Consider the following 24,747-nt stretch of genomic DNA (forward strand, 5'->3'; position numbering starts at 1 on the left):
AAACATTAAAAGCAGCGTCTTCCCTATTTTACTTTGTTATATTTGGTTTTTAGCTAACCCTAACTCTATGCAAAAAATAATACTTTCATTAGTACTAACGCTTTTTTCTTTCTCTTTTCTAACGGCTCAAAAACCAATAACACCAAGTTCTACTCAGATTTTTGAATCCGTTCAAAAACTAAATTTTTTAGGTACGGTATTATATCTTGCGGCGCATCCCGATGATGAAAACACCCGATTAATCGCCTATATGGCTAACAATATTAAGGCAAGAACAGCTTATTTATCGTTAACCCGCGGTGATGGCGGACAAGACCTTATTGGTCCGGAAATAAGAGAATTATTAGGGGTTATACGAACTCAAGAATTGCTAGCAGCGCGAAGGATTGATGGTGGTGAACAATTTTTTACACGCGCCAACGATTTTGGCTTTTCTAAACACCCAGACGAAACTTTAACGATTTGGAACAAAAACGAGGTTTTAAGCGATGTAGTTTTAGCCATTCGAAAAATTAAGCCAGACATTATTATCAACCGGTTCGACCACAGAACACCAGGAACCACGCATGGTCACCACACAAGTTCTGCGATTTTAAGCGTTGAAGCTTTCGATTTGGCAGGCGATAAAAATGCCTTCCCCGAATTACTAAATCAGACCAGTACATGGCAACCAAAACGATTGTTTTACAACACCAGTTCGTGGTTTTACCGCAACCAAAAAGAATTTGATGATGCTAACAAGGATAACAGAATACGATTTGATATTGGCACCTACTACCCGCTTAAAGGATTATCTAACAACGAAATAGCCGCTGTTGCAAGTAGTCAACATTTAAGTCAAGGCTTCGGGCGTTTATCTCAACGCGGAACACAAAACGAATATTTAGAGTTTTTAAAAGGCAATGCACTAAAAGATAGCAACAACATTTTCGAAGGAATTGACACGTCTTGGAATCGTATAAAAGGAGGAAAAGCTATTGGGGATATTTTATATAAAGTGGAAACTAATTTCAATTTTAAAAACCCTGCTTCGCACCTTAATCAATTACTTGACGCGTACAAATTACTTCAAACTATTGAAGACACCCATTGGAAAAATCAAAAAACAAAAGAACTCAAAGCGATTATTGAAATGTGCGCTGGCTTGTATTTAGAAGCTTCGGCAAACCAATCTTCGGTAACGTTAAATCAGCAAGCTACTATAAATATTGAAGCCATTAACCGAAGCAATCAAAGCATCCTTTTAGAAAGTATTACACAAGGCGACGGCAAACTCATTTCAAAAAATATAGAACTTAAAAATAACGCTTCAGAAAAATTTGATATTGACTATTTTATTTCATCTAAAGAAAATTTCACATCACCATATTGGTTAAATAAAAAAGGCAGTTTAGGCATGTATGAAGTGGAAGATACTGCATTAATTGGACTGCCTGAAACACCCAGAAATATTAAAATCAAATTCAATTTAAAAATCAATAATGTACCAATTACTTTTGAAAAGGATGTAATTTACAGATATTCGAAACCTGATAAAGGCGAGCTTTATCAACCTTTTGAAGTGATTCCGGAAGCCTCGGCAAAAATCTCTGAAAAAGTCATCATTTTTGAAAACGACAAACAACGCGATATTACGGTAATAGTAAAAGCAGGTCGGGATAACCTAGAAAGTTATGTTGAAGTATGCCACCCAAAAGACTGGAATATCTTTCCCGAAAAACAGAAAGTATCTATCACAAACAAAGGTGAAGCGCAAACAGTAACATTCACCATTATTCCTCCAAAAAATCAAAGCGAAGGCATTATAAGTCCTATTGTTCATGTAAACGATAATGCCTATACCAAAGAGCTCATAGAAATAAATTACACTCACATTCCCGTGCAAACGGTTTTACTTCCAAGCGAAAGCAAAATAGTACGTTTAGATATTAAAAAGAAAGGCGATAACATAGCCTACATTGCTGGCGCTGGCGATGTGGTACCCGAAAGTTTGCAGCAAATTGGTTACAATGTTTTAACCTTAAAACCAGAGGAACTCAATGCCCAAACTTTAAGCAGATTTGATGCTGTTGTTGTAGGTATTAGAGCCTATAATACTGTAGAAAATCTTGAATTTAAACAGCAAGTGTTATTCGATTTTGTGGCGAATGGCGGCAATATGATTGTGCAATACAATACAAGCAGAGGGTTGATAACAGACAACATAGCACCATACGATTTAAAATTATCGAGCGATCGCGTTACCGACGAAAATGCCGAAGTTAAATTTATAAACCCAACCCATCCTGTTTTAAACTACCCCAACAAAATAACTCAAAAAGATTTTGAAGGCTGGACACAAGAGCGCGGTTTATATTTTCCTAATTCTTGGGCCAAAGAATTTACGCCCATTTTTTCTATGAACGATAAAAATGAATCGCCTAAAGAAGGCAGTTTACTTATTGCAAAACACGGAAAAGGCCATTATATATACACTGGTTTAAGCTTTTTTAGAGAATTTCCTGAAGGCGTTTCGGGAGCCTACCGATTATTTGCCAATATGTTATCTTTAGGAAAAGAAGATTTAAAACCTAACACCAAACTAAACGATTAAATATGAGTCAAGAAAAGCAAACCAAACAACCATGGCTAAAACTTTACTCGATAGTTTTAATTGCCAATGCCATCTATTTTATCGTGTTTTATTTAATCATGCAAGCCTTTTAATATGCACGCACTAAACTGGGTAGATTGGGTTGTAATGAGTGCCACGTTATTGGCTATTGTTATTTATGGTACTTGGCAAACCAGAGGAAGTAAAAATGTTCAAGATTATCTAAAAGGAGGTAATACGTCTAAATGGTGGACCATCGGTTTATCGGTTATGGCAACCCAAGCAAGCGCCATTACTTTTCTATCAACACCAGGGCAAGCCTTTAACGACGGTATGGGCTTTGTGCAATTTTATTTTGGTTTACCCATAGCAATGGTGGTTATTTGCATGGTATTTATTCCTTTATATCATCGTTTACAAGTTTATACAGCTTACGAATTTTTAGAAAATAGATTCGATTTAAAAACCAGAACCTTAACAGCCATTCTTTTTTTAATTCAGCGTGGTTTAGCGGCAGGAATTACCATTTTTGCACCTGCTATTATTTTATCGGTGGTACTAGGTTGGGATCTATTAACCCTTAATATTATAATTGGTTTTTTAGTGATTATTTACACCGTTTCTGGTGGCACACGAGCCGTTAACGTGACCCAAAAACATCAAATGGTGGTAATATTTATTGGCATGCTGGTGGCATTTTTTTTAATAGTTGATAAGCTTCCGCAAGACATTACTTTTAGTAAAGCCCTAAGTATTGCGGGTGCTGGCGGAAAAATGGAGATTCTAGATTTTTCAATCGATTTAAACAATCGCTATACGTTTTGGAGTGGCATTATTGGCGGTACGTTTTTAATGCTTTCTTATTTTGGAACAGACCAAAGCCAAGTGCAACGTTATCTTTCAGGAAAATCTGTAAAAGAAATGCAATTGGGGCTCATTTTTAACGGCTTGTTAAAAGTGCCCATGCAGTTTTTTATTTTGCTAGTTGGTGTCATGGTATTTGTCTTTTATCAATTTAATCAGGCACCTATCAATTTTAATCCCACAGCAACCGAACTCGTTCTAAATTCTGAATATTCGAATGATTATAAAGCCTTACAACAAGAACAACAAGCCGTTTTCGAAGAGAAACAAATTCTTATTAATTCATTTTTAAAATCGGAACAAACCGATGCAGATTCTACTATTTTGGCAGCAAACAAGCGTAGTGATTCGCTTAGAAATGAAGCTAGAAACATTATTGATAAAGTTGCCAAAAACCAAAGTATAAAAGTTGAAAGCAACGATAAAGACTACGTGTTTATTCATTTTATCTTAAAGAATTTACCACGCGGACTTATTGGATTATTATTAGCGGTTATTTTAAGTGCAGCAATGTCCAGCACTTCAAGCGAGTTAAACGCTTTAGGATCGACTACCACAATAGATTTATACAAACGAAATACTTCCGAAAAAACAGAAGCTCACATGGTAAAAGCTTCTAAATGGTTTACGTTTGGATGGGGCATCATCGCTATTGGTGTTGCTTGTATTGCCAATCTTGCCGAAAATTTAATACAATTAGTAAACATTATCGGCTCCATTTTTTATGGCAATGTTTTAGGAATATTTCTATTAGCTTTTTTCTTCAAATTTGTAAAAGGAAATGCTGTTTTTATAGCGGCTTTAGTCACTCAAGTTATTATTATTGGGTTATATCTATTAGATTTATACGAGCTAATTAATCTGCCATTTTTATGGTTAAACTTTGTAGGTTGCTTTATTGTTATTTCAATGGCCTGCATATTTCAATTAATTAAAAAAAATGAAAACACACTCAAAACCTAAAAAAATTAAATGGGGCATTATCGGATTGGGATCTATTGCCAGCAAATTTGCAACCGATTTATTAACTATTGAAGACGCCGAATTGTATGCCGTAGGTTCCAGGTCGCAGGAAAAGGCAGATGAATTTGCCAAAAAATTTGGAGCCACTAAAGCATATAATAGTTACGAAGCCATTGCAAACGACCCGAATATTGATGCGGTTTACATTGCAACCCCACATGCACTGCACAAGGAAAACGCATTGATGTGTTTAGAAAATGGCATTGCTGTTTTAGGCGAAAAACCTTTTGCTATGAACGCAGCCGAAGTAGACGAAATGATAGCCAAAGCACAAGAAAAAAATGTACTGCTTATGGAAGCCCTTTGGACCTACTTTCTACCCCATTATCAATACGTTTTAAATCTTTTAGAAAACAAAACTTATGGAAACATTCTAAAGATAGAAAGCAATTTTGGTTTTGCGCGTCCTTATAATACGGATGCAAGACTTTTTAATAAATCGATGGGTGGAGGTAGTTTATTAGATATTGGTATCTACCCTATTTTCACGGCGCTTTCAACACTTGGTGTACCTAAAAACATGGATGCTTCGGCCACTTTTTTTGAAAATGGAACTGATTCAACTTGTTCTATGACATTTGATTACGCCAATAATATAAAAGCACATTTAAAAAGTTCTCTTATAGAAGTTTTGCCAACCGAAGCCATTTTTTATTGCGAAAAAGCAACCATTAAGATTAACACCATGTTTCATATGCCAACTACCGTGTCAATAATTATTGACGGGAAAGAAGACATTAAAGATTTTGGATACAATACCATTGGGTACAATTTTGAAGCCATTCATTTTAATCAACTTTTAAGAAAAGGAAAAAAAGAAAGCGACATTATGACTTTTGATTTTAGTAAACAACTTATAAAAACACTTGATACTGTTAGAAGTTTAATCGATTTAAAATATTAAACCACGCTATAGATTTTCCTCCTTATTTTGTTCTTTTAGAGATACATTAAGTAAATAATTGAATCTCTTTTTTGTAAAAAATAGATTATATTTGGTTTTACACTAAAAACATATTATGGAGGGTTTTCTACTAATAATTATCCTAATCTTAGTCATTGTAATTCTATCTAAAAGCAATACCCATTACAAAAATTTAAACAATTCTATAGACGATATCCATCAACGATTAAATCAACTAAAAAAGGACTTATCGTCTATTCAAACGCTTGAAAAAACAAAATCGGACGAAAAACCAGCTCCAAAAACAGCGCCCGACATAATAAAACAAGTTGAACAAAAACCAATTGTTGTTCCGCCTAAACCAAAGGCGGCTGATGCGGTTTCAAAGCCTGTTGCTGTAACAAAACCAGCTCCAGTTTCAGAACCTGTAAAACCAGCAATTCCAAAAAAATCTTGGTTTGAAACGTTTAAAGATAACAACCCCGATTTAGAAAAATTTATTGGCGAAAATCTCATCAATAAAATTGGCATCCTCATATTAGTTTTAGGCATTAGTTTTTTTGTAAAATACGCTATTGATAAAAACTGGATAAATGAATACGCCCGTGTTGGAATAGGTATATTGTGTGGTTCGCTAGTTATGGCCATTGCCCACAGACTCAAAACCAATTATGCCGCTTTTAGTTCGGTAATGGTAGCTGGAGCCATTAGTATATTTTATTTCACGATTGCTATCGCTTTTCATGAATACCATTTGTTTAATCAAACCGTGGCATTTGTTATTATGGTAATTATTACTGCTTTTAGCGTTTTAATTTCGGTGGCTTATAACAGACAGGAACTTTCCGTTTTATCGTTAATTGGTGGTTTTGCTGTGCCTTTTATGGTGAGTACCGGTAGTGGAAATTACATAGTATTATTTACCTATATTGCTATTTTAAATATCGGCATTTTAGCGATTTCGTATTTTAAAAAATGGAACATTGTTACCATATTATCGTTCGTTTTTACTTCCCTCCTGTTCTTTTCGTGGATTATAAAAGAACTCTTTAACGATTCGCTACCACATTACGGAGCACTTGCTTTTGCAACTTTGTTTTATTTTATTTTCAGCATAACAGTCGTACTAAACAACCTAAGAAATAAAGGCACATTCTCAATAATTGAATATGGTATCCTTATAGCGAACACCTTCTTTTTCTTCGGAATGGGCTTAACAATTATTCATGATTGGGAACTGCAGATAAAAGGATTGTTCACACTTTCATTGGCAGTTTACAACTTAATATATGCTGCTATTCTTTTTAAAAAATTTGGATTCGACAAAACAGCCATTTACCTTTTAATAGGCTTAACATTAACCTTTGTTACGCTAACAATTCCGATTCAATTTAAAGGAAATTATATCACACTCTTTTGGGCAGCCGAAGCCGTTTTATTGTTCTGGCTATCTCAAAAATCTAAAATTAATGGCTTTAAATTTGGTGCTATTATAGTTCAGTTTTTAAGTATTTTTAGTTTAGTGATAGACTGGGGGCAAAAATACCTGCTTTCTCAAGACGACTTTCTACCTATTCTTTCTAACGGGATATTTATTACAGGGCTCGTTAGCTTAGCGGGATTAATAGTAAGTTACTACATTATTAAAAAAGAAACCTATAGTATTAAAATTTTAGGTTACGATATAAATCTGTCGTTATACAAAAGTTTACTTTTAATCGCAGCCGTTGGTATTGGTTATTTTGTTGGTCTTTTCGAAATTAGTTACCAATCCAATCAATACATTGCCAACCAGCCATCTGCCCTGGCATTTGCTGTTACCTATCATTTTGTATTTAGCGCAGGTTTATTATACTTTGGATTGATAGCCAAAAGCACGATCTTTAAGAAATTTGTTTCGATACTCGCCATAGTAAATATTGTAGTATACATTCTTTTTTATTACAAGCTTTCTTCAAACGAAATGTCTGCAAATTATTATTTAAACACTACTTACAACTATGCTTTTTTGTTTCATTATGTTATTCTTGGATGCTTAATTTACTTTGGTGTTCAACTAGTAAAGCAATCAAAAGACAAACCTGTTTTTAAATTTCTAAATTCGAACTTAGCGCTTTGGATATTCGCTTTTGCCACTGTTTATGTCTTTAGTAATGAGGTGATTATTCATAGTTTAAAATTCACTCCAGAATTAGTCGATGTAAACGAACTCAATGCAAGCTTTCCTAAAACAGTTTCAGACAATTACTATTATGAAGATTACGGTAGATCGAGTTTTATTAACGTTGAATTTAATGCTGTTAAACGCCAAATTATAAAAATTGGATATCCTATTTTATGGGGAGTTTTTTCGTTTGTATTTCTAATTATTGGCATAAAAAGACAATGGAAACAGCTGCGCATTATCGCTCTTTCACTTTTAGGAATCACCATCATAAAACTATTTGTTTACGATATTAATAACGTTTCTGAAACTGGAAAAATAATTGCTTTTATACTTTTGGGCATACTTATTTTAGTAATTTCTTTTGTTTACCAAAAAATAAAAAAATTAGTAGTAGATACCGATTCTTCCAAAAACCTCGATACCGATGCATAAAAAGATTTTCACTATTATATTAATACTTATCACCGCTACTGCAGTTTCTCAAAATTATAAAGGAACTATTGAAGGCATCAACGAAAGCGGATTTCATAAAATACTGCTATCTCCAGAAGTACGTTCGGCAAGTGTATCGAACCTTAATTATTTCCGAATTTTAGATTCTAAAAAAAATGAGGTGCCATATGTGTTGTTAAATGAAGAAAGCACCATGCAATCTTCGTTTTCACCATTCACCTTTCAAACCATTAACAACGCCAAAGACTCCATTACTACGATAATTATTGAAAATAAAAACAAACTTAAACAAGATCATTTCACCCTTAAAATGGCGAATACAAAGGTAAAAAAGACCTTTACCATAAGCGGAAGCAATGATAAAAAGGAATGGTACGGACTTGCCACCAATCAATTGTTTTTAGGCTTGAATGAAGCTGAAAAAACCACCGTTGAACAAACGTTTTCTTTTCCTTTAACCGATTATGCCTTTATAAAATTTGAGTTTAACAACAAAAATTCCCTACCGCTTCAAATTTTAGAAGTTGGTGTGTACAACAACCTTTATTCGCTGGTTTCTCAAGTAGAAATTAGCAATTTCAAAATTAAAAACAACACCGATAAAGAAAAGAAAACAACACAATTAACAGTTAGCTTCTCGATGCCTCAGCATATTGAAAGCATGACTTTTGATATTGATAATGAGGTATTTTTACGTGATGCCAAAATTTTAGTAAACAAAACCAGAACTATTAAAAAACGAATAGAACCCTATCAAGAGCAGGTGTTTAATTTTGTTTTGCACTCGGGTACGCACAACAACTTTGAGCTGCCTTTTATTTTTGAAAAAGAAATAATTATTGAGATAGAAAATAATGATAATCCGCCGTTAAATATTAAGCAACTAAAATTCTTTCAGAAGCCACTTTATGTTATTTGTAATTTAAAAAGTGGCGAAACCTATGAAGCGATAATTGACTCAACTTTACAAAAACCGATTTACGACTTGGTTAATTTTAAAGCATCTTTTAATACCGATTTACCCCAAGCACGAATTACAAATCTGAAGAAATTAAATACTCAGAATAAATCTTCAGCAAATAAATCGTTTTGGCAAACTAACGCATTCATGTGGCTTTGCATTTTGTTGGCAATCGTCGTAATTAGTTATTTTGCTTTGGGCTTGCTTAAAGATTTAAAAAAATAAAAATCCTCAGAAGTATTAGAACCACTGAGGACTTTTAAATTTTTTATTCTAACGCAGAACGCTTTAAGAATTTATTTTGTTTCCCACTCTTTTATTGAGTCTGTATTCATCTTAACATAATCTGCATTTCCAGCAACTTCGGCAGCAGCCAACGATTTTTTTGCAATCGCGATAGCGCCTTTTTTATCTCCAGATTTCGCATAAATTAACGACTGTTGTCTTAATTGCCAAAATTGCACTTTATCACCTGCCATAGAAATGGCTTTATCAATCCAAGTTTTGGCTTGCTTTATATCTTTACCTTCTTGTAAATAGTAAACTGCAGCAGCATAATAATCATTTGCCGTTGGGGTACCATTCATAACATCATTTATGTTAGTTAAAACCATGTTGTCTGTTGGAACTTCAATTTTAACACCCACATACACTGCTTCCCAAAGCATGCCTAAAACAGCACTACTACTGGTTAAATCATCAAACGTCATTGTAAACGTTTCCACATTCATTGGCATTGGGTAAATTTCTGCAGTTAGCATTGCAACCACTTTAGAATCATCCCAATTTTTTGGTAATCCCGAATTATTAGCGTCGCTGTAAAACATAACATTCCAAGAAGTTTCGCTAGGAATGGCGTAAATAGCATACGATCCAGCCTTTACATTATAATCTCCAATAGTTACGTCGGTACTAAATGTAATTTTTGTGTTCGCATTTGCTCCTAAACGCCAGGTTTTTCCATAAGGAACCAAGTCGCCAAAAATAGTACGTCCGCGCATACTTGGTCTTGAATATTCTAAAGTAATATCGGTAAGCCCGACTTTTTGCTCAATTTTGGCAAACGGACTCGGTTGAGGGCTTTTAATTTGTCCGCTAACATTTATACTAAAAGTAAGCAGCAAAACAATCAATAAAAGTTTTTTCATAACGGTTGTATTTAATTATATGTTTTAGTTAGTCATAAATTTACGCATACAATTTCCTTTTATTGTTAACAAAACCTTAAAATACGTTGTGTTTAATGCTTCGGAAATTGAATTTTTAATTTCATTTGAAAAACACTCATGATTTTATAAGATGCATATTATTTTGCTTTTATCTGTTTCATGATATCTTCCATCATTTCTACCTGAACTTGTTGAATGGTAAGCAGTTCTTGTTGTTGATGAACAATTAAATGATCTATTTTTTCGTGTAACATTCTAATTTCTAATTCCGATTTTAAATTTACCATATAATCTTGCTTAGAACGCTCTCTATCTTTTTCTTCCTGACGATTCTGGCTCATCATAATAACGGGAGCTTGTAATGCCGCTAAACACGAAAGAATTAAATTTAATAAAATAAATGGATACGGATCGAAGGCCTTACTGGCTAAGAAAATAATATTGATTAGCATCCAAACCAGAATAAAGATTCCGAACATCATGATAAATTTCCAACTACCTCCAAAAGAAGCAATTTTATCTGCCAATCGTTGCCCATAAGTAAAGCCGGTTCTATCAGATTCAATGGCTATTTTACTGGAAATAGTTTCTTGATTTTGCAATGTTTTAAGCACATCTTCTTCCAATTCATTTAACTCTCCAACTTCCTGAATTAAGTATTCGGCAATATATTTTTGTCGATACTGATTGAGTTCTACAACGGCTATTAAACTCTTTGAATTAAACTCCGGATGTTCTTTTTTTATTAAATCAAAAATGGATTTTCTAATGGCACTGGCATGAACCTTTTCACTTTCTTGAAATTCTACTTGAGAAATACTGCTTACAAATGTTTTCATACTTAAAAATTTATAAAATACTAATTTGTTAAACCTATTAATTTTACAACTACTTTAGCCGAAATTTTGACAATCAAAAAATAGTTGTCTTTTAATAATTATGAATACCAAGATAGCAACTTATATACTTATATTTTCAAACTTAATTGCCTTTTCTCAAACCCGATATGTAGATGCTGTTTTTGAAAACGCAACGGTTAAAACCTACAACTATTCGGTGCGCAATAAAGACACCTTAAAGCTAGATATATATGAACCTGAAAACGATAGTATCAACAAAAGACCGCTCATGGTTTTGGTACATGCAGGCGGGTTTACTTCGGGTGAACGAAATAGTAATTCCCTGGTTTATATAGCCGAAAACATTGCGAAAAAGGGCTATGTTGTCGCCTCGATAGACTACAGATTATACAAAGCTAGAGCTTGGAATTGCAGCTTACCTGCTAAAAACAAAATAAAAGTATATGCGAATACCGCAGAAGATTTACTGAATGCCCTATCTTATTTAGTAAATTATAAAGAATCGTTTAATATTGATGATAGCAAAATAATATTATTTGGTGCGAGTGCTGGTGCCGAAACCGCTTTAAATATAGTGTATAACAGGGAATTTTTAATCAAATCTTCAGAAGCTTATAAAAGCATTAAACCAGCTGCGGTTATATCCATTTCTGGCGCTATTCTGGAAGCCAGTTTAATTACCAAAGAAAATGCGATTCCAACAGTACTCTATCATGGTGTTAATGATAAAGTTGTACCGTATAATACCAGTGCGCATCAATCATGTTTACCCACAGCTCGAGGCTTTTTACTAATTTCTGGATCGAAAACAATCGCCGAAAAATTAGAAAATAATAACACTAGTTTTTTACTCTACAGCTATCAAAATAAAGGGCACAACATCTTTAATTTACCTAATGACGACTTATACCAAGCATTTGTATTTTTAAATAAAACGGTTTTCGATAAAAAATTCTATCAAGCAAAGATTACACAATAAAGCTTGCGCTATTCTTCGTCTGGAATATGCAAAATATGCAATAACCGATGAGCAATGGGCGCAAAAATTACTGCGACTGTACTTAAAAACACAATACCACTAAAAAGCGCATAAAACGAAGCAAATAATTTTGCCGCGGTGGTGTGCATTTCATTTACAGGTCCCATCCCGGTTAAAATTAAAGAAGCATTATAAAACCCATCGATCCTGGAAATTTCCCCATAATAATGGTACCCCAAAGTGCCAATCGCTAGCGACAACACAATTAACAAACTAGAGAATAAAAAATACTTAATAACCCTTTTTATAAAGTCTTTAAGCGGAAGTATTTGCCGGTTAAGTTGTTTTGTTTTCATATATACCTAATTAGTACTACTAAAGATACCGATTTTATTAGCTTATAGCAATAGCATAAAAAGCGAATTTTTATTTTTTGTTTAACTTTTTGTGTATTTTGTTAAACATTTTGTATATTTGCTAAACAAATCAAAATCATGGCAAAAAAAGCACAAATTTCAGAAAAAGACATTGTTACATTTTACATGGACTATGTTTTAGAGCATAATGAGAAACCCTCATCGGTTTATTCATTTGCAAAAGCAAATAACTTTGAAGAATCGAAGTTTTACGAATTTTTCGGATCCTTTGAGGCGATCGAAAAGCATATTTTTAAAGTGTTTTTCGATAATTCTATGCTGGCGTTGAATAATAGCGCTGAGTTTCAAAAGTTTGATGCGCGAAACAAACTATTAAGCTTTTATTTTACATTTTTTGAGAACTTAACAGCCAATAGAAGTTATGTGCTTCATGCGCTGAATGAGCATAAAAATGCTTTAAAAAATCTGGCTGTACTCGCCAATATAAGAAAACCGTTTACGCAGTTTATAAAAGACCTAGATATCGAAACGATTGATATAAAACAAGAACAGCTGCAAAACTTTCAAAATCGCGCATTACAGGAATCGGCTTGGATACAGTTTCTTTTAACTATTAAATTCTGGATGGACGATACTTCGCCTTCTTTTGAGAAAACAGATATTTATATAGAGAAATCGGTAAACACGAGCTTTGATGTTTTAAATGTGGTGCCACTAAAAAGTGTGATTGACTTTGGAAAATTCATTTTCAAAGAAAAAATGCACATGAATTAAAACTTATGAAAACAATAGACACCATTCCGGTTTCCAAAATACAACGTGCCTCAAAGTTAGTCTCAACAGGTGCTAAAGTTGGCGTTAATTACCTTAAATATTACGGTGATAAACTAACCAAAACTGAAGTCGAAGCCAGAGCCACGTTAAACGAAAACAATGCCGGCGATATTTACGACAGTTTAAAACAGCTTAAAGGAAGCGCTTTAAAAGTAGCGCAAATGTTAAGTATGGAAAAAAGCATCATGCCTCAGGCTTATGTAGAAAAATTTTCGTTAGCTCAATTTTCCGTACCGCCTTTATCGCCGCCGTTGGTATTAAAAACCTTCAAAAATTATTTTGGCAAATTGCCGAACGAACTATATGATTCCTTCAACTCAACATCAGTAAACGCTGCCAGCATCGGACAGGTGCATGTGGCAGAAAAAAACGGGAAAAAACTTGCTGTGAAAATCCAATATCCTGGTGTTGCCCAAAGTATCGCGTCTGATTTGGCTCTGGTTAAGCCAATTGCTATGAAAATGTTTAATATCAAAGGGAAAGACTCAGACAAATACTTTAAGGAGGTTGAAGGGAAGTTAGTTGAGGAAACAAATTATGTGTTAGAAATTAAGCAGAGCAAGGAAATTGCTGCTGCTTGCTCTCACATTTCTAACCTTTTGTTTCCTCAATATTATGAAGAACTCTCGTCCGACAGAATTATTACCATGGATTACATGGAAGGTGAGCATCTATCGGAATTTACCGCCTATAACACCAATCAAGCTACTGCTAATACATTAGGACAGGCGCTTTGGGATTTTTACATGTTCCAGATTCACAACTTAAAAAAAGTGCATGCAGATCCGCACCCGGGCAATTTTTTAGTATCTAAAAATTCTCAATTAATTGCTTTAGATTTTGGCTGCATGAAAATTATTCCAGACGATTTTTATATTCCCTATTTTGAATTAGCGAAACCCGAGAACATTACCAATAAGGCATATTTTGTTTCTAAATTATACGAACTCGAAATTCTTAGAAAAGACGATTCGGAGGAAGAAATCGCTTTTTTTACTGAAATGTTTCACGAATTATTAAGCTTGTTTACCCAACCGTTTCATGTGGAAACCTTCGATTTTTCGGATGCTGGTTTCTTCGGAAAAATAACCGAATTAGGACAACGCTATTCTAAAAACACAGAATTGCGCAAAATGAATGGGAATCGTGGTTCTAAACACTTTATTTATATGAATCGCACCTTTTTTGGTTTGTACAATTTAATGTTCGATTTAAAAGCAAAAGACATCAAAATCAATAATTTTAAGAATTTATAATGCCACACTTCAGTACAAACGATTTCAATAATATGCATCATGTATACCGCATCAACCTTATTAATAGTTGTTCCGGTTTTAAATCTGCAAACTTAATTGGTACGAAGTCTTCCAGCGGTATTTCAAACGTTGCCATTTTTAGTTCGGTAACACATATTGGTTCAGACCCTGCCTTGTTAGGTTTCTTTTTACGACCAACCACCGTTGTTAGGAATTCGTACGATAACATTAAAGAAACCGGCTGTTTTACTATTAATCACATTCACGAATCTATTCTAAAAGATGCACACCACACCTCTGCTAAATATGATTCACAGATTTCTGAATTTGATGTCACCCAATTAACCGAAGATTACAAAAATGGCTTTTACGCCCCTTTTGTAAAGCAATCGCCCGTACAAATGGCAATGACTTATGTTGAAGAATATCCTATTAAAGCCAACGGCACTATTTTACTTATTGGAGTCATAAAAGATTTATATATTCAAGATAACTTGCTTGAAAAGGATGGTTTCGTTAACTTGTCTGAAGCAAATGTTGCCGCTATAAACGGACTTGATGGTTATGCGCTACCAAAATTGAAAACCAGATTAGCATACCAAAGACCAAAAGATTTATCCACTCTAAAAACATAAAATGAAAATACTCGTTACAGGTTCTACAGGCTACATTGGTAAGCGGTTAATACCAATACTTATTAATGAAGGCCATCATGTAGTATGTGCTGTACGCGATGCTTTAAGAGCGGATAAAAATTACATTGACGACGATAACGTAACCATTGTTGAAGCTGATTTTTTAAATCCAGAATCGCTTAAAAACATCCCAAACGATATTGATGTTGCCTATTATTTAATTCATTCAATGTCTAATTCTTCTAAAGATTTTCAAACTTTAGAAGCCAATTGTGCTAGCAATTTTAAGAATTTCTTCGAAACCACAAAACTTAAACAGGTTATTTATTTGAGTGGCATCACCAATGAAGATGAACTATCTAAACATTTGCAATCACGAAAAAATGTTGAAGATATCTTAAATTCAAACACCTATGCACTTACTGTTTTTAAAGCTGGTATTATAGTCGGTTCTGGAAGTTCTTCCTTTGAAATTATACGCGATTTAGTAGAAAAACTACCCGTAATGATTGCTCCTAAATGGCTTAATACCAAAACACAACCTATTGCTGTTCGCGATGTGTTGGCAATCTTATCGAGAGCAAAAGGTAACAAAGTACTTTACAACCAATCTTATGATATTTTTGGGCCAGAGGTTTTAACCTATAAGCAAATGCTTTTAGAATTTGCAGAGGTTCGGAAACTTAAAAGACATATTTTAACGGTTCCTGTAATGACGCCTAAATTATCATCTTATTGGTTGTATTTTGTAACATCTACCTCGTATAAGCTTGCTTCAACACTTGTGGATAGTATGGGCGTAGAAATAATTGGCAAGAAAAGCGACATTAATGCGATTCTTGATGTTTCCCCTATTTCGTACAAAGAAGCTGTAAAACTTGCTTTCGAAAAAATAGAACAAAACAGTATTGTTTCTAGCTGGAAAGATTCCATGATTAGCAGTGGCAGGTTAAAAAACAACCTTCATAAATATATTAACGTTCCAAAATTTGGATGTTTTAAAGATTATAAAGAAGCCAAGGTAACATATAGCGACAAAACCATAGATAAAATTTGGGCAATTGGTGGCGAAACCGGATGGTATTACGGCACCTATTTATGGAAACTTAGAGGTTATTTAGATAAACTAGTGGGTGGCATTGGTTTAAGACGTGGGAGAACGAGCCCTACAGAACTTCATGTAGGCGATGCCTTAGATTTTTGGCGAGTTATTTTTGCCGACAAATCAAAGAAAAAACTATTACTATACGCCGAAATGAAATTACCCGGTGAAGCGTGGCTAGAGTTTAAAATTGAAGATAATATACTAAAACAAACAGCCACATTTAGACCGCATGGTATTGCAGGCAGAATATATTGGTACAGCGTATTACCGTTTCATGGGATTATTTTTAATGGCATGATAAAACAACTTGCCAAATCATAGCCTAAAAAATTTTAAATTGTTAATTTTTGTTTAATCTTTTTGATTATTTCTTAAACATTTTAAAATATTTTATTATCTTTATGCTATGATACTGGAAACCACCTATACTATCAAAGAACATAAAGAATTAATCAACGATTTAGTTGGAAAACCCTATGGCTTTTTTCAGGCGATAAAAATAAAAGGTATTGGCTCCAAACGAATGATAATCGACGATGCCAGTGTTAACATGAAACAATACATAAACGACATTGCAGATACGACCTATGCCAACATAGAATTACGCCCCATTGGTGTGCTAATAAGAATAAATAAAGGCTTAAGAAATTTTACTTGGGTCATTCCATTTTATCAACTTGTTATTTACAAAACCGATGGTATTAGCATTCATGCTCAAGGGCGCTATGTTCATTTTAAAAATAGCATCACGTTAAGAGAAAATAAGAACTTTTTTAAGAAGATGCTAAATGCAAAATTGAAATACAACTCGAAATTTAAATTATCAATCGTACAATGACCTATTCAGACCGTGATATTGACCGCATTATAGAAATGGCTTGGGAAGACCGCACCCCTTTTGAAGCCATAACCTATCAATTTTCACTCTCTGAACAACAAGTAATTGCCCTGATGCGCAAGGAAAAGAAACCTAGCAGTTTTAAAATGTGGCGTAAGCGTGTACAAGGTAGAACAACCAAGCATCTCAAACTAAGACGCTTCGAAACGGGACGATTTAAATGTTCCAGACAAAAACAAATAACGCACAACGCCATTTCAAAACGATAACGTGACTTTGCTTTTCATAATTCATAAAAAAAGACAGCACATAAAAAAGACGCTATGACAACAGAAACAATCACATTAAAGAAAAAAAATCATTTTAAATTAAACGGATTTTCTCATGAAGATATTGGGGATGACCATTTGTATACAGGTTTAGAAACGCCTATGAAACCCGATGCGTTTAAACTTTCTGATACCGAGAAAAAACAACGAATTGCCTTATTGTTTGAAGAAATTATGGAGGTTATGGGTTTAGATTTAACCGATGATTCTCTTAAAGGCACACCCGAACGCGTAGCTAAAATGTACATTGATGAAATATTTTCTGGTTTAAACCCTGCAAACAAGCCAAAAATAGCCCTGTTTGACAACAAATATCAATACGACCAAATGCTGGTTGAAAAAAACATTAGTTTTTATTCCAACTGCGAGCATCACTTTGTGCCGATCATAGGAAAAGCCCATGTAGCGTATATCTCTTCAGGGAAAGTTATAGGGCTATCTAAATTAAATAGAATTGTGCAATATTATGCCAAAAGGCCACAAGTTCAAGAGCGTTTAACCAATCAGATTGCCGAAGATTTAAAACATATTTTAGGCACCGAAGATGTTGCAGTCATCATTGATGCCAAACATTTATGCGTCTCATCCAGAGGTATAAAAGACGAATCGTCTGCAACCGTAACCGCCTATTATGGTGGACAATTTAATACCCCATCGAAAATAGCAGAATTACAAAACTATCTTAAAGATTAAAATCATGGATATTATAAACGAAGCATTAGAATTTGAAAAAACTAAATTTAGATCGCTTTCTACAAGCGACAGAATTGAAATTTCAAGAAGAGCAAAAGCATTAATATTAGGCCTTAACGAAATATACAAGCGTAAGAAGGATGAACAACTCATGGACATCATGAAACGGTTAACAGCCATTAAACGAAAAGTTGAAAAGCGCTTAAACGGTAAACATCTTATCGCTAACATATAAAAAACATGAAAACCTTAGTTGTAATTGGCGGAAGTAAAGGCATCGGTAATGCGATAATTAACACATTAGTGGATGATTATAAGATTATTAATCTTAGCCGAACTGAACCAGAATTAAAACATCCAAATTTAATACATTACACGTGCGATATTCTTAAAGACGAATTACCCGAAATAGACTCTGTAGATAGCTTGGTTTATTGCCCAGGAAGCATTAACTTAAAACCTATATCTAGATTGAGTTTAGATGATTTTAGGGAAGATTTTGAAATTAATGTATTAGGTGCTGTAAAAGCTATTCAACACTATTTAGAGGCTTTAAAGAAGGGTAATAAACCATCGGTTTTACTTTTTAGTACAGTCGCCTCAAAATTAGGAATGCCGTATCATGCCAGTATTGCTACTTCAAAATCTGCTGTTGAAGGTTTGGTAAAATCTTTAGGAGCCGAATTAGCTCCAACTATTAGAGTAAACGCCATTGCTCCAACGGTTACAAACACAGATTTAGCTTCAAAATTATTACGAAACGACAAAATGATTGAAAACATAACCGACCGTCATCCTTTAAAAAAGTTTTTAGACCCTCAAGAAGTTGCAGATATGGCGGCGTTTTTACTTTCGGATAGTGCTGCTTCTTTATCTGGACAAATATTCGAAATGGATTGTGGTATTGTGTCTTTTAAAATTTAAAAAATGAAATTATTAATTATAACCTATTGTATGTTTTCACTATTTAGTAGTTCACAGCCAAAAACCGACCCAACAGAGTCGATTTACAACATAAAAATAAATGCGCTTAATGGAGATCCTATAAACCTATCCGATTATAAAAACAAATACATTTTATTTGTAAATGTGGCTTCTAAATGCGGGTTTACAGGTCAGTACGAAGACTTGCAAAAGCTCTACGACATTTACAAAGATAAACTTATGATTATTGGGGTGCCGTGTAATCAATTTGGTGCTCAGGAACCTGGAACAGCCAACGAAATTCAAACATTTTGCCGTCAAAATTACGGCGTTTCGTTTTTAATGACCGAGAAAATGGATGTTAAGGGAACGAATCAGCATCCGCTTTATCAATGGTTAACAAAACAAGAAAAGAACGGAAGCTCCAGTTCGACAGTAAAATGGAATTTTCAAAAATATCTTGTCGGAAAAAAAGGGGAATTAATAGACTATTATTATTCTGTTACAAATCCGATGAGTAGTAAAATAACAAATCACATAAAATAATTGCTATGTTTAATTTATTCAGAAAAAAATCAGAAATAGAAAAATTAGAATTAAAGTTTAAAAAACTAATGAGCGAATGGCATGAATTGTCGAGTATAAATAGAAAACTAAGCGACGAAAAATATGCTCTTGCTCAGGCATTAATTCCTAGAATTGATCAATTAAAAAAAAGACATGAAGCTTATTAAATTAATTGCTGTCTTTCTAATTATTAATTTTTCGGCTTTAGGCATAGGAAGTTGGTTAATGAATAATGGCCCTCGAAGTGCGTGGTACACAACATTAAATCAAGCCCCTTGGACACCACCCGGGTGGGCATTTGGTGTAGCATGGACAAGCATTATGGTCTGCTTTTCAATTTATATGGCATACTTGTATTTAAAAACACCAACCACAAAAGTCATACTTCTTTTTGGTGTTCAATTTATGTTAAATGTTATCTGGAATTATATATTTTTCAATCAACATTTAATTGGCTTAGGTTTGGCAGTTATTGTAGCTTTAACATTAGTTGTTGCGGCATTTTTACTGGTTTTTAAAAACGAGTTAAAATTAAAAACCCTGTTAATAGCACCTTATTTTGTTTGGCTTTGTATTGCCACCTCGCTTAATGCCTACATTTTATTTAACAACTAAACATGAAAATATATACGCTTCATAAAAAGCAAAATTTACCCATTTCAATACAAGAAGCCTGGGATTTTTTATCAAATCCTAAAAACTTAAAAGTAATTACGCCAGATTATATGGGTTTTCATATCTTATCTGGTGCCAACAAACCTATGTTTGCAGGACAAATAATTCAGTATATTGTAACGCCTGTTTTGGGCATTAAAACAAAATGGGTAACCGAAATCACCCATGTTATTGACAAACATTATTTTGTGGACGAGCAACGTTTTGGTCCGTACGCTTTATGGCATCACAAACATTTTATAAAAGAAATTGATGGCGGAGTTGAGATGGAAGACATTATTGATTACAAAGTCCCTTTTGGAATTTTAGGTCAATTAGTACACCCTATAATAGTAAAACCAAAATTGGAAGAAATTTTTAATTATAGAACTAAAAAGCTCGAGGAGCTATTCGGAGTTTATGATGTATCTATCTCAACGCAAACCAAGGCCATTTAAACTATGAAAAAAGCTATTAACATTTTCTGGTTTCGGCGTGATTTAAGATTGGATGACAATAAAGGATTCTATGAAGCATTAACAGGAAACAATCCTGTTTTACCAATTTTTATTTTTGATTCTGAAATTTTAGAGTCGCTTGCAAAAGATGATGCCCGCGTAACTTTTATTCATGACACCCTACAGACGATGCAGGCCAATTTGAAGGAATCGTATGGTAGCGGCATCGCCATGTATCATGGAAAACCAATCGCTGTTTTTAGAAAACTTGTAGCCCAATATAATATAGAAACCGTTTATACCAATCATGATTACGAACCCTATGCTAAAACCCGCGATTTAGAAATTGAAAACTTTCTTTCAAACCATTCAATAGCTTTTAAAACCTACAAAGACCAGGTTATTTTTGAAAAAGAGGAGATCGTTAAAAGTGATGGGACGCCCTATGTGGTTTACACGCCTTATATGAAAACCTGGAAAGCAACTTTTAACTCCAATAAATTACATTTTTTTGAAACCGAGTCATTTTTTGATAGGCTTTTAAAAACTGAAAACTTGCCAAATTTAAGTTTATCAGACATTGGATTTATAAGAGCAAGCAAAACAATTTCTGAGTATACTGTTACCCCTGGGCTTATTCAAAACTACGAAGCTACCAGAAATTTTCCAGCAAAAAACAGCACCTCTAAACTTGGTCCGCATCTGCGTTTTGGCACGGTTAGTATTCGAAAAATAATAGAAAAAGCTATTTCAGAACAAAACGAAATATTTTGGCAAGAACTTATTTGGCGAGAATTTTTCATGCATATTTTATGGCATTTTCCGCATACCGCAACACAAAGTTTTAAACCTCAATACGACCGTATAGAATGGCGTAATAACGAACACGAATTTAAAGCGTGGTGCGAAGGAAACACCGGGTATCCATTAGTTGATGCCGGTATGCGCCAACTAAACGAAACTGGTTTTATGCACAATCGTGTGCGTATGCTAGTAGGTAGTTTTCTGTGCAAACATTTACTTATAGATTGGCGCTGGGGCGAAGCCTATTTCGCCGAAAAATTACATGATTACGAAATGGCCAGTAATGTTGGTAACTGGCAGTGGGTTGCTGGATGTGGCGTAGATGCGGCACCTTATTTTAGAATATTTAATCCAACTACACAAATAGAAAAGTTTGACAAAAACTTAGAGTATATAAAAAAATGGTGTCCCGATTTTCAAGAATTAACGTACCCCGCTCCTATTGTCGACCATAAAATGGCGCGAGAACGCTGTTTACAGGTTTACAAATCGGCTCTTCAATAACAGATTTTAAAGTCGCAATTGTTAAGGTTGTATTAATTAACCTCCTAAAAATCGTATAACCTATTTATTTTTAGTATTTTGGGGGATTCTGATAATTAAATATTATCAATCGTTTATTAAAATACATTAAAATTCATGGAAATTATTGAAAACGCTTTAGAGTTCGAACAAAGAAAACAATCTTTTAAAAACACAAGCGAACGTATAGAAGCATCAAGAGAAGTAAAAGACCTTATCTTAAGCTTAAATACGATTTACAAAGAAGAGCAAGACCCAAAAATTATGGATCTTATGAAACGCCTTACCGGCATAAAACAAAAAATTGAAAAACGATTAAAAGGAAGACCTTAGTGCTTCTTTATCATACATCAATAAGGCCTCCATATTTAATAATGGAGGCTTTTTTTTGCAATGCTCCAACCTAAAATTAGTTTACAATCCCAAACCAACGCCCATTTATTCACCAATATAAAAACAAACATCTCATTTAATTTTTAGTAATTTTGCGTTTAACTTTCAGATATGCCAATTACAGGAAAACGCTACTTAGACTATTCTTCGTTTATAAAATCGATATTTGGAGAACGCGTACAAAAAATCTCTTTAGATATTGGTTTTTCATGCCCCAACAGAGACGGATCTAAAGGCTTTGGCGGATGCACCTACTGTAACAACAATACCTTTAATCCAGATTATTGTGCGCCTACTAAATCAATCACACAACAACTGGAAGAAGGCATCAATCGGTTTTCAAAAAAATACAAAACACAACAATACTTTGCTTATTTTCAAGCTTATACTAACACCTATTCCGATTTAGATTCTCTTAAAAACATGTATGAAGAGGCATTACAAGTACCTGGTGTTATCGGTTTGGTAATCGGTACCCGACCAGATTGTATTTCTGAAGACATCATAAATTATCTGTCGCTTTTATCTAAAGAATACTATATCTCATTAGAATTTGGGGTAGAAAGTACTTTAAACAAAACGCTGAAGGCTGTAAACAGATGCCACAGCTTTGAAGACACTATTGCCGCTTATGAAATGTGTAAAAACAAAGGCTTTCATTTAGGTGCCCATGTTATTTTAGGATTACCTGGCGAATCTAAAGAAGAATTGTTGATGCATGCCGTAGAACTATCAAAATTACCGATTTCAACCTTAAAACTGCACCATTTACAAATTGTAAAACAGTCTGTTATGGCGCATCAATTTAAAAAGGAACCGGAGAAATTCGATTTATTTACTGCTGACAATTATATTGAGTTGGTTTCAGAGTTTATAGAGATTTTGCGTCCGGACATCATCATAGAACGCTTTATAAGCGAAACGCCTCCGGACTTACTAATAGCTCCAAAATGGAATGGCCTTAAAAACTTTGAAATTGTTGCAAAAATTGACAAACTACTCACCAAAAATAATACCTGGCAAGGCAAGTATTATAAACAGCAAGCAGTAATCAGTAAATAATTCCTATTAAGGTACACGCTCAATATGAGCACCAATAGCACGTAAACGCTCATCGATACGCTCGTAACCGCGATCTATCTGTTCAATATTTTGAATAATAGACGTTCCTTTTGCAGACAAAGCCGCAATAAGTAACGAAACCCCAGCACGAATATCTGGCGATGTCATGGTAGTTGCTTTTAAAGTCGATTTATAATCATGCCCAATTACAGTAGCACGATGCGGGTCGCATAATATAATTTTAGCACCCATATCTATTAATTTATCAACGAAGAATAAACGGCTTTCAAACATTTTCTGGTGTATTAACACACTACCTCTGGCTTGCGTTGCTACCACTAAAATAATACTTAGTAAATCGGGAGTAAACCCTGGCCAAGGTGCATCAGAAATAGTTAAAATAGATCCATCAATAAAACTTTGTATTTCATAACCATCAACATGTGCAGGAATATGAATATCGTCGCCACGTTTTTCAACAGTGATACCTAATTTTCTAAACACATTCGGTATAATACCCAAATCGTCCCAAGATACATTGGTAATAGTCAGTTCACTTTTGGTCATGGCAGCTAATCCAATCCAGCTACCAATTTCAATCATGTCTGGTAACATGGTATGTTCGGTACCACCTAATTTTTCAACACCATCAATCACTAATAAGTTAGAACCAACACCGCTAATTTTAGCTCCCATTCTATTCAGCATTTTACATAATTGCTGTAAATAGGGCTCGCAAGCGGCATTATAAATTGTGGTGCGTCCTTCAGCTAAAACAGCTGCCATAACAATATTGGCAGTTCCAGTAACCGAAGCTTCTTCAAGAAGCATGTAAACGCCTTTTAATCTGTCGGCTTCAACACCGTAAAACTGTTCTTCTTTACTATATCTAAACTTAGCGCCTAAATTAATAAGCCCTTCAAAATGTGTATCTAAACGACGACGACCAATTTTATCGCCTCCTGGCTTTGGGATATACCCTTTACCAAAACGCGCTAACATAGGGCCAACTATCATGATAGAACCGCGTAAACCACGACCATCTACCTTAAATTCGTCCGATTCTAAGTACTTTAAATTAACATCGTCCGCTTGAAATGTGTAGGTGCCTTGTTTAATTTTTTCAACCTTAACACCTAATTTTTTCAATAAACTAATTAGTTTATTTACATCTACAATATCTGGAATATTATTAATAGTTACCAGTTCTGGTGTTAGCAAAACGGCGCATAAAATTTGCAGTGCTTCATTTTTTGCACCTTGTGGTTGTATACTCCCTTTTAAACGGTGACCGCCTTCAATTTTAAATGTACTCATATTGGT

The 24,747-nt window shown here is 34.2% G+C and carries 26 protein-coding genes; 22 read left to right on the plus strand and 4 right to left on the minus strand.

All coding sequences use genetic code 11. The features are described 5' to 3' along the window. Positions 1-67: 67 nt before the first annotated feature. The 5 genes from ACFQ0I_RS12655 to ACFQ0I_RS12675 all read left to right on the plus strand — a co-directional run bounded on the left by ACFQ0I_RS12655 (position 68) and on the right by ACFQ0I_RS12675 (position 9,190). Positions 68-2,593, plus strand: a complete 2,526-nt coding sequence (locus tag ACFQ0I_RS12655; protein WP_379942806.1) for a PIG-L family deacetylase — start codon at positions 68-70, stop codon at positions 2,591-2,593. A gap of 114 nt (positions 2,594-2,707) precedes the next feature. Further along, positions 2,708-4,420 carry a sodium:solute symporter gene (locus ACFQ0I_RS12660; protein WP_379942807.1) on the plus strand — a complete coding sequence of 571 codons (1,713 nt, stop codon included), beginning with the start codon at positions 2,708-2,710 and terminating at the stop codon, positions 4,418-4,420. After that, a complete protein-coding gene (locus ACFQ0I_RS12665; protein WP_379942809.1) occupies positions 4,398-5,384 on the plus strand; it encodes a Gfo/Idh/MocA family protein in 987 nt (328 codons plus the stop codon). The genes ACFQ0I_RS12660 and ACFQ0I_RS12665 overlap by 23 nt, the downstream gene beginning before the upstream one ends. 115 nt (positions 5,385-5,499) lie before the next feature. After that, positions 5,500-7,983 (plus strand): DUF2339 domain-containing protein, encoded by a 2,484-nt coding sequence (locus ACFQ0I_RS12670; RefSeq protein WP_379942811.1) that lies wholly within the window; start codon positions 5,500-5,502, stop codon positions 7,981-7,983. Then, positions 7,976-9,190: a hypothetical protein gene (locus tag ACFQ0I_RS12675; protein WP_379942813.1), complete on the plus strand. Its 1,215-nt coding sequence runs from the start codon at positions 7,976-7,978 to the stop codon at positions 9,188-9,190. Before ACFQ0I_RS12670 ends, ACFQ0I_RS12675 begins: the two co-directional genes overlap by 8 nt. A 71-nt stretch (positions 9,191-9,261) precedes the next feature. Here ACFQ0I_RS12675 and ACFQ0I_RS12680 read toward each other — a convergent pair whose 3' ends face one another. Then, complete coding sequence (locus ACFQ0I_RS12680) at positions 9,262-10,113, minus strand: DUF2911 domain-containing protein (RefSeq protein WP_379942814.1); 852 nt, start codon at positions 10,111-10,113, stop codon at positions 9,262-9,264. A 158-nt stretch (positions 10,114-10,271) separates the two neighbouring features. Next, positions 10,272-10,973 carry a DUF1003 domain-containing protein gene (locus ACFQ0I_RS12685; protein WP_379942816.1) on the minus strand — a complete coding sequence of 234 codons (702 nt, stop codon included), beginning with the start codon at positions 10,971-10,973 and terminating at the stop codon, positions 10,272-10,274. Positions 10,974-11,073: 100 nt separating this feature from the next. On the opposite strand from ACFQ0I_RS12685, the gene ACFQ0I_RS12690 reads away from it, so the two are divergent. Beyond that, positions 11,074-11,973: an alpha/beta hydrolase gene (locus tag ACFQ0I_RS12690; RefSeq protein ID WP_379942818.1), complete on the plus strand. Its 900-nt coding sequence runs from the start codon at positions 11,074-11,076 to the stop codon at positions 11,971-11,973. A gap of 8 nt (positions 11,974-11,981) precedes the next feature. On the opposite strand, the gene ACFQ0I_RS12695 is transcribed toward ACFQ0I_RS12690, so the two are convergent. After that, complete coding sequence (locus ACFQ0I_RS12695; RefSeq protein ID WP_379942820.1) at positions 11,982-12,329, minus strand: hypothetical protein; 348 nt, start codon at positions 12,327-12,329, stop codon at positions 11,982-11,984. A gap of 138 nt (positions 12,330-12,467) precedes the next feature. Here ACFQ0I_RS12695 and ACFQ0I_RS12700 point away from each other — a divergent pair, with 138 nt between their 5' ends. The 16 genes from ACFQ0I_RS12700 (at position 12,468) to ACFQ0I_RS12775 (ending at position 23,424) form a co-directional block, all read left to right on the plus strand. Further along, positions 12,468-13,124 (plus strand): TetR family transcriptional regulator C-terminal domain-containing protein, encoded by a 657-nt coding sequence (locus ACFQ0I_RS12700; protein ID WP_379942822.1) that lies wholly within the window; start codon positions 12,468-12,470, stop codon positions 13,122-13,124. 5 nt (positions 13,125-13,129) lie between these two features. Next, a complete protein-coding gene (locus ACFQ0I_RS12705; protein ID WP_379942824.1) occupies positions 13,130-14,440 on the plus strand; it encodes an ABC1 kinase family protein in 1,311 nt (436 codons plus the stop codon). Next, complete coding sequence (locus ACFQ0I_RS12710) at positions 14,440-15,075, plus strand: flavin reductase family protein (RefSeq protein ID WP_379942826.1); 636 nt, start codon at positions 14,440-14,442, stop codon at positions 15,073-15,075. Before ACFQ0I_RS12705 ends, ACFQ0I_RS12710 begins: the two co-directional genes overlap by 1 nt. Position 15,076: 1 nt before the next feature. Beyond that, a complete protein-coding gene (locus ACFQ0I_RS12715) occupies positions 15,077-16,501 on the plus strand; it encodes an SDR family oxidoreductase (RefSeq protein ID WP_379942828.1) in 1,425 nt (474 codons plus the stop codon). An 85-nt stretch (positions 16,502-16,586) separates the two neighbouring features. Further along, positions 16,587-17,018 carry a hypothetical protein gene (locus tag ACFQ0I_RS12720; RefSeq protein ID WP_379942829.1) on the plus strand — a complete coding sequence of 144 codons (432 nt, stop codon included), beginning with the start codon at positions 16,587-16,589 and terminating at the stop codon, positions 17,016-17,018. Beyond that, positions 17,015-17,287: a TIGR03643 family protein gene (locus tag ACFQ0I_RS12725; RefSeq protein WP_379942831.1), complete on the plus strand. Its 273-nt coding sequence runs from the start codon at positions 17,015-17,017 to the stop codon at positions 17,285-17,287. Before ACFQ0I_RS12720 ends, ACFQ0I_RS12725 begins: the two co-directional genes overlap by 4 nt. Before the next feature lie 54 nt (positions 17,288-17,341). Next, positions 17,342-18,040 carry a GTP cyclohydrolase I FolE gene (gene folE, locus ACFQ0I_RS12730; RefSeq protein WP_379942833.1) on the plus strand — a complete coding sequence of 233 codons (699 nt, stop codon included), beginning with the start codon at positions 17,342-17,344 and terminating at the stop codon, positions 18,038-18,040. 4 nt (positions 18,041-18,044) lie between these two features. Continuing rightward, complete coding sequence (locus tag ACFQ0I_RS12735) at positions 18,045-18,275, plus strand: hypothetical protein (RefSeq protein WP_379942835.1); 231 nt, start codon at positions 18,045-18,047, stop codon at positions 18,273-18,275. Positions 18,276-18,280: 5 nt separating this feature from the next. After that, positions 18,281-18,964: an SDR family NAD(P)-dependent oxidoreductase gene (locus tag ACFQ0I_RS12740; RefSeq protein ID WP_379942837.1), complete on the plus strand. Its 684-nt coding sequence runs from the start codon at positions 18,281-18,283 to the stop codon at positions 18,962-18,964. A gap of 30 nt (positions 18,965-18,994) precedes the next feature. Continuing rightward, a complete protein-coding gene (locus tag ACFQ0I_RS12745) occupies positions 18,995-19,510 on the plus strand; it encodes a glutathione peroxidase (RefSeq protein ID WP_379943049.1) in 516 nt (171 codons plus the stop codon). Between the two features lie 5 nt (positions 19,511-19,515). Continuing rightward, complete coding sequence (locus tag ACFQ0I_RS12750; RefSeq protein ID WP_379942839.1) at positions 19,516-19,698, plus strand: Lacal_2735 family protein; 183 nt, start codon at positions 19,516-19,518, stop codon at positions 19,696-19,698. After that, on the plus strand, positions 19,685-20,146 hold the full coding sequence (locus ACFQ0I_RS12755; protein ID WP_379942841.1) for a TspO/MBR family protein: 462 nt from the start codon (positions 19,685-19,687) through the stop codon (positions 20,144-20,146). The genes ACFQ0I_RS12750 and ACFQ0I_RS12755 overlap by 14 nt, the downstream gene beginning before the upstream one ends. A gap of 2 nt (positions 20,147-20,148) precedes the next feature. Continuing rightward, on the plus strand, positions 20,149-20,643 hold the full coding sequence (locus ACFQ0I_RS12760; protein ID WP_379942842.1) for an SRPBCC family protein: 495 nt from the start codon (positions 20,149-20,151) through the stop codon (positions 20,641-20,643). A gap of 3 nt (positions 20,644-20,646) precedes the next feature. Continuing rightward, a complete protein-coding gene (locus ACFQ0I_RS12765; RefSeq protein ID WP_379942844.1) occupies positions 20,647-21,951 on the plus strand; it encodes a cryptochrome/photolyase family protein in 1,305 nt (434 codons plus the stop codon). 135 nt (positions 21,952-22,086) lie between these two features. Further along, the gene (locus ACFQ0I_RS12770; RefSeq protein WP_379942846.1) at positions 22,087-22,302 is read left to right on the plus strand and encodes a hypothetical protein; all 216 of its coding nucleotides are present in this window, start codon (positions 22,087-22,089) and stop codon (positions 22,300-22,302) included. Between the two features lie 171 nt (positions 22,303-22,473). Then, positions 22,474-23,424: a TIGR01212 family radical SAM protein gene (locus ACFQ0I_RS12775; protein ID WP_379942848.1), complete on the plus strand. Its 951-nt coding sequence runs from the start codon at positions 22,474-22,476 to the stop codon at positions 23,422-23,424. Positions 23,425-23,430: 6 nt separating this feature from the next. On the opposite strand, the gene murA is transcribed toward ACFQ0I_RS12775, so the two are convergent. Then, positions 23,431-24,741, minus strand: coding sequence for a UDP-N-acetylglucosamine 1-carboxyvinyltransferase (gene murA / locus ACFQ0I_RS12780; protein ID WP_379942850.1), 1,311 nt, complete (start codon positions 24,739-24,741; stop codon positions 23,431-23,433). Positions 24,742-24,747 lie beyond the last annotated feature (6 nt).

Source organism: Mariniflexile aquimaris (assembly GCF_042676825.1).
In the GTDB taxonomy this organism is placed as follows: Bacteria; Bacteroidota; Bacteroidia; order Flavobacteriales; family Flavobacteriaceae; genus Mariniflexile; species Mariniflexile aquimaris.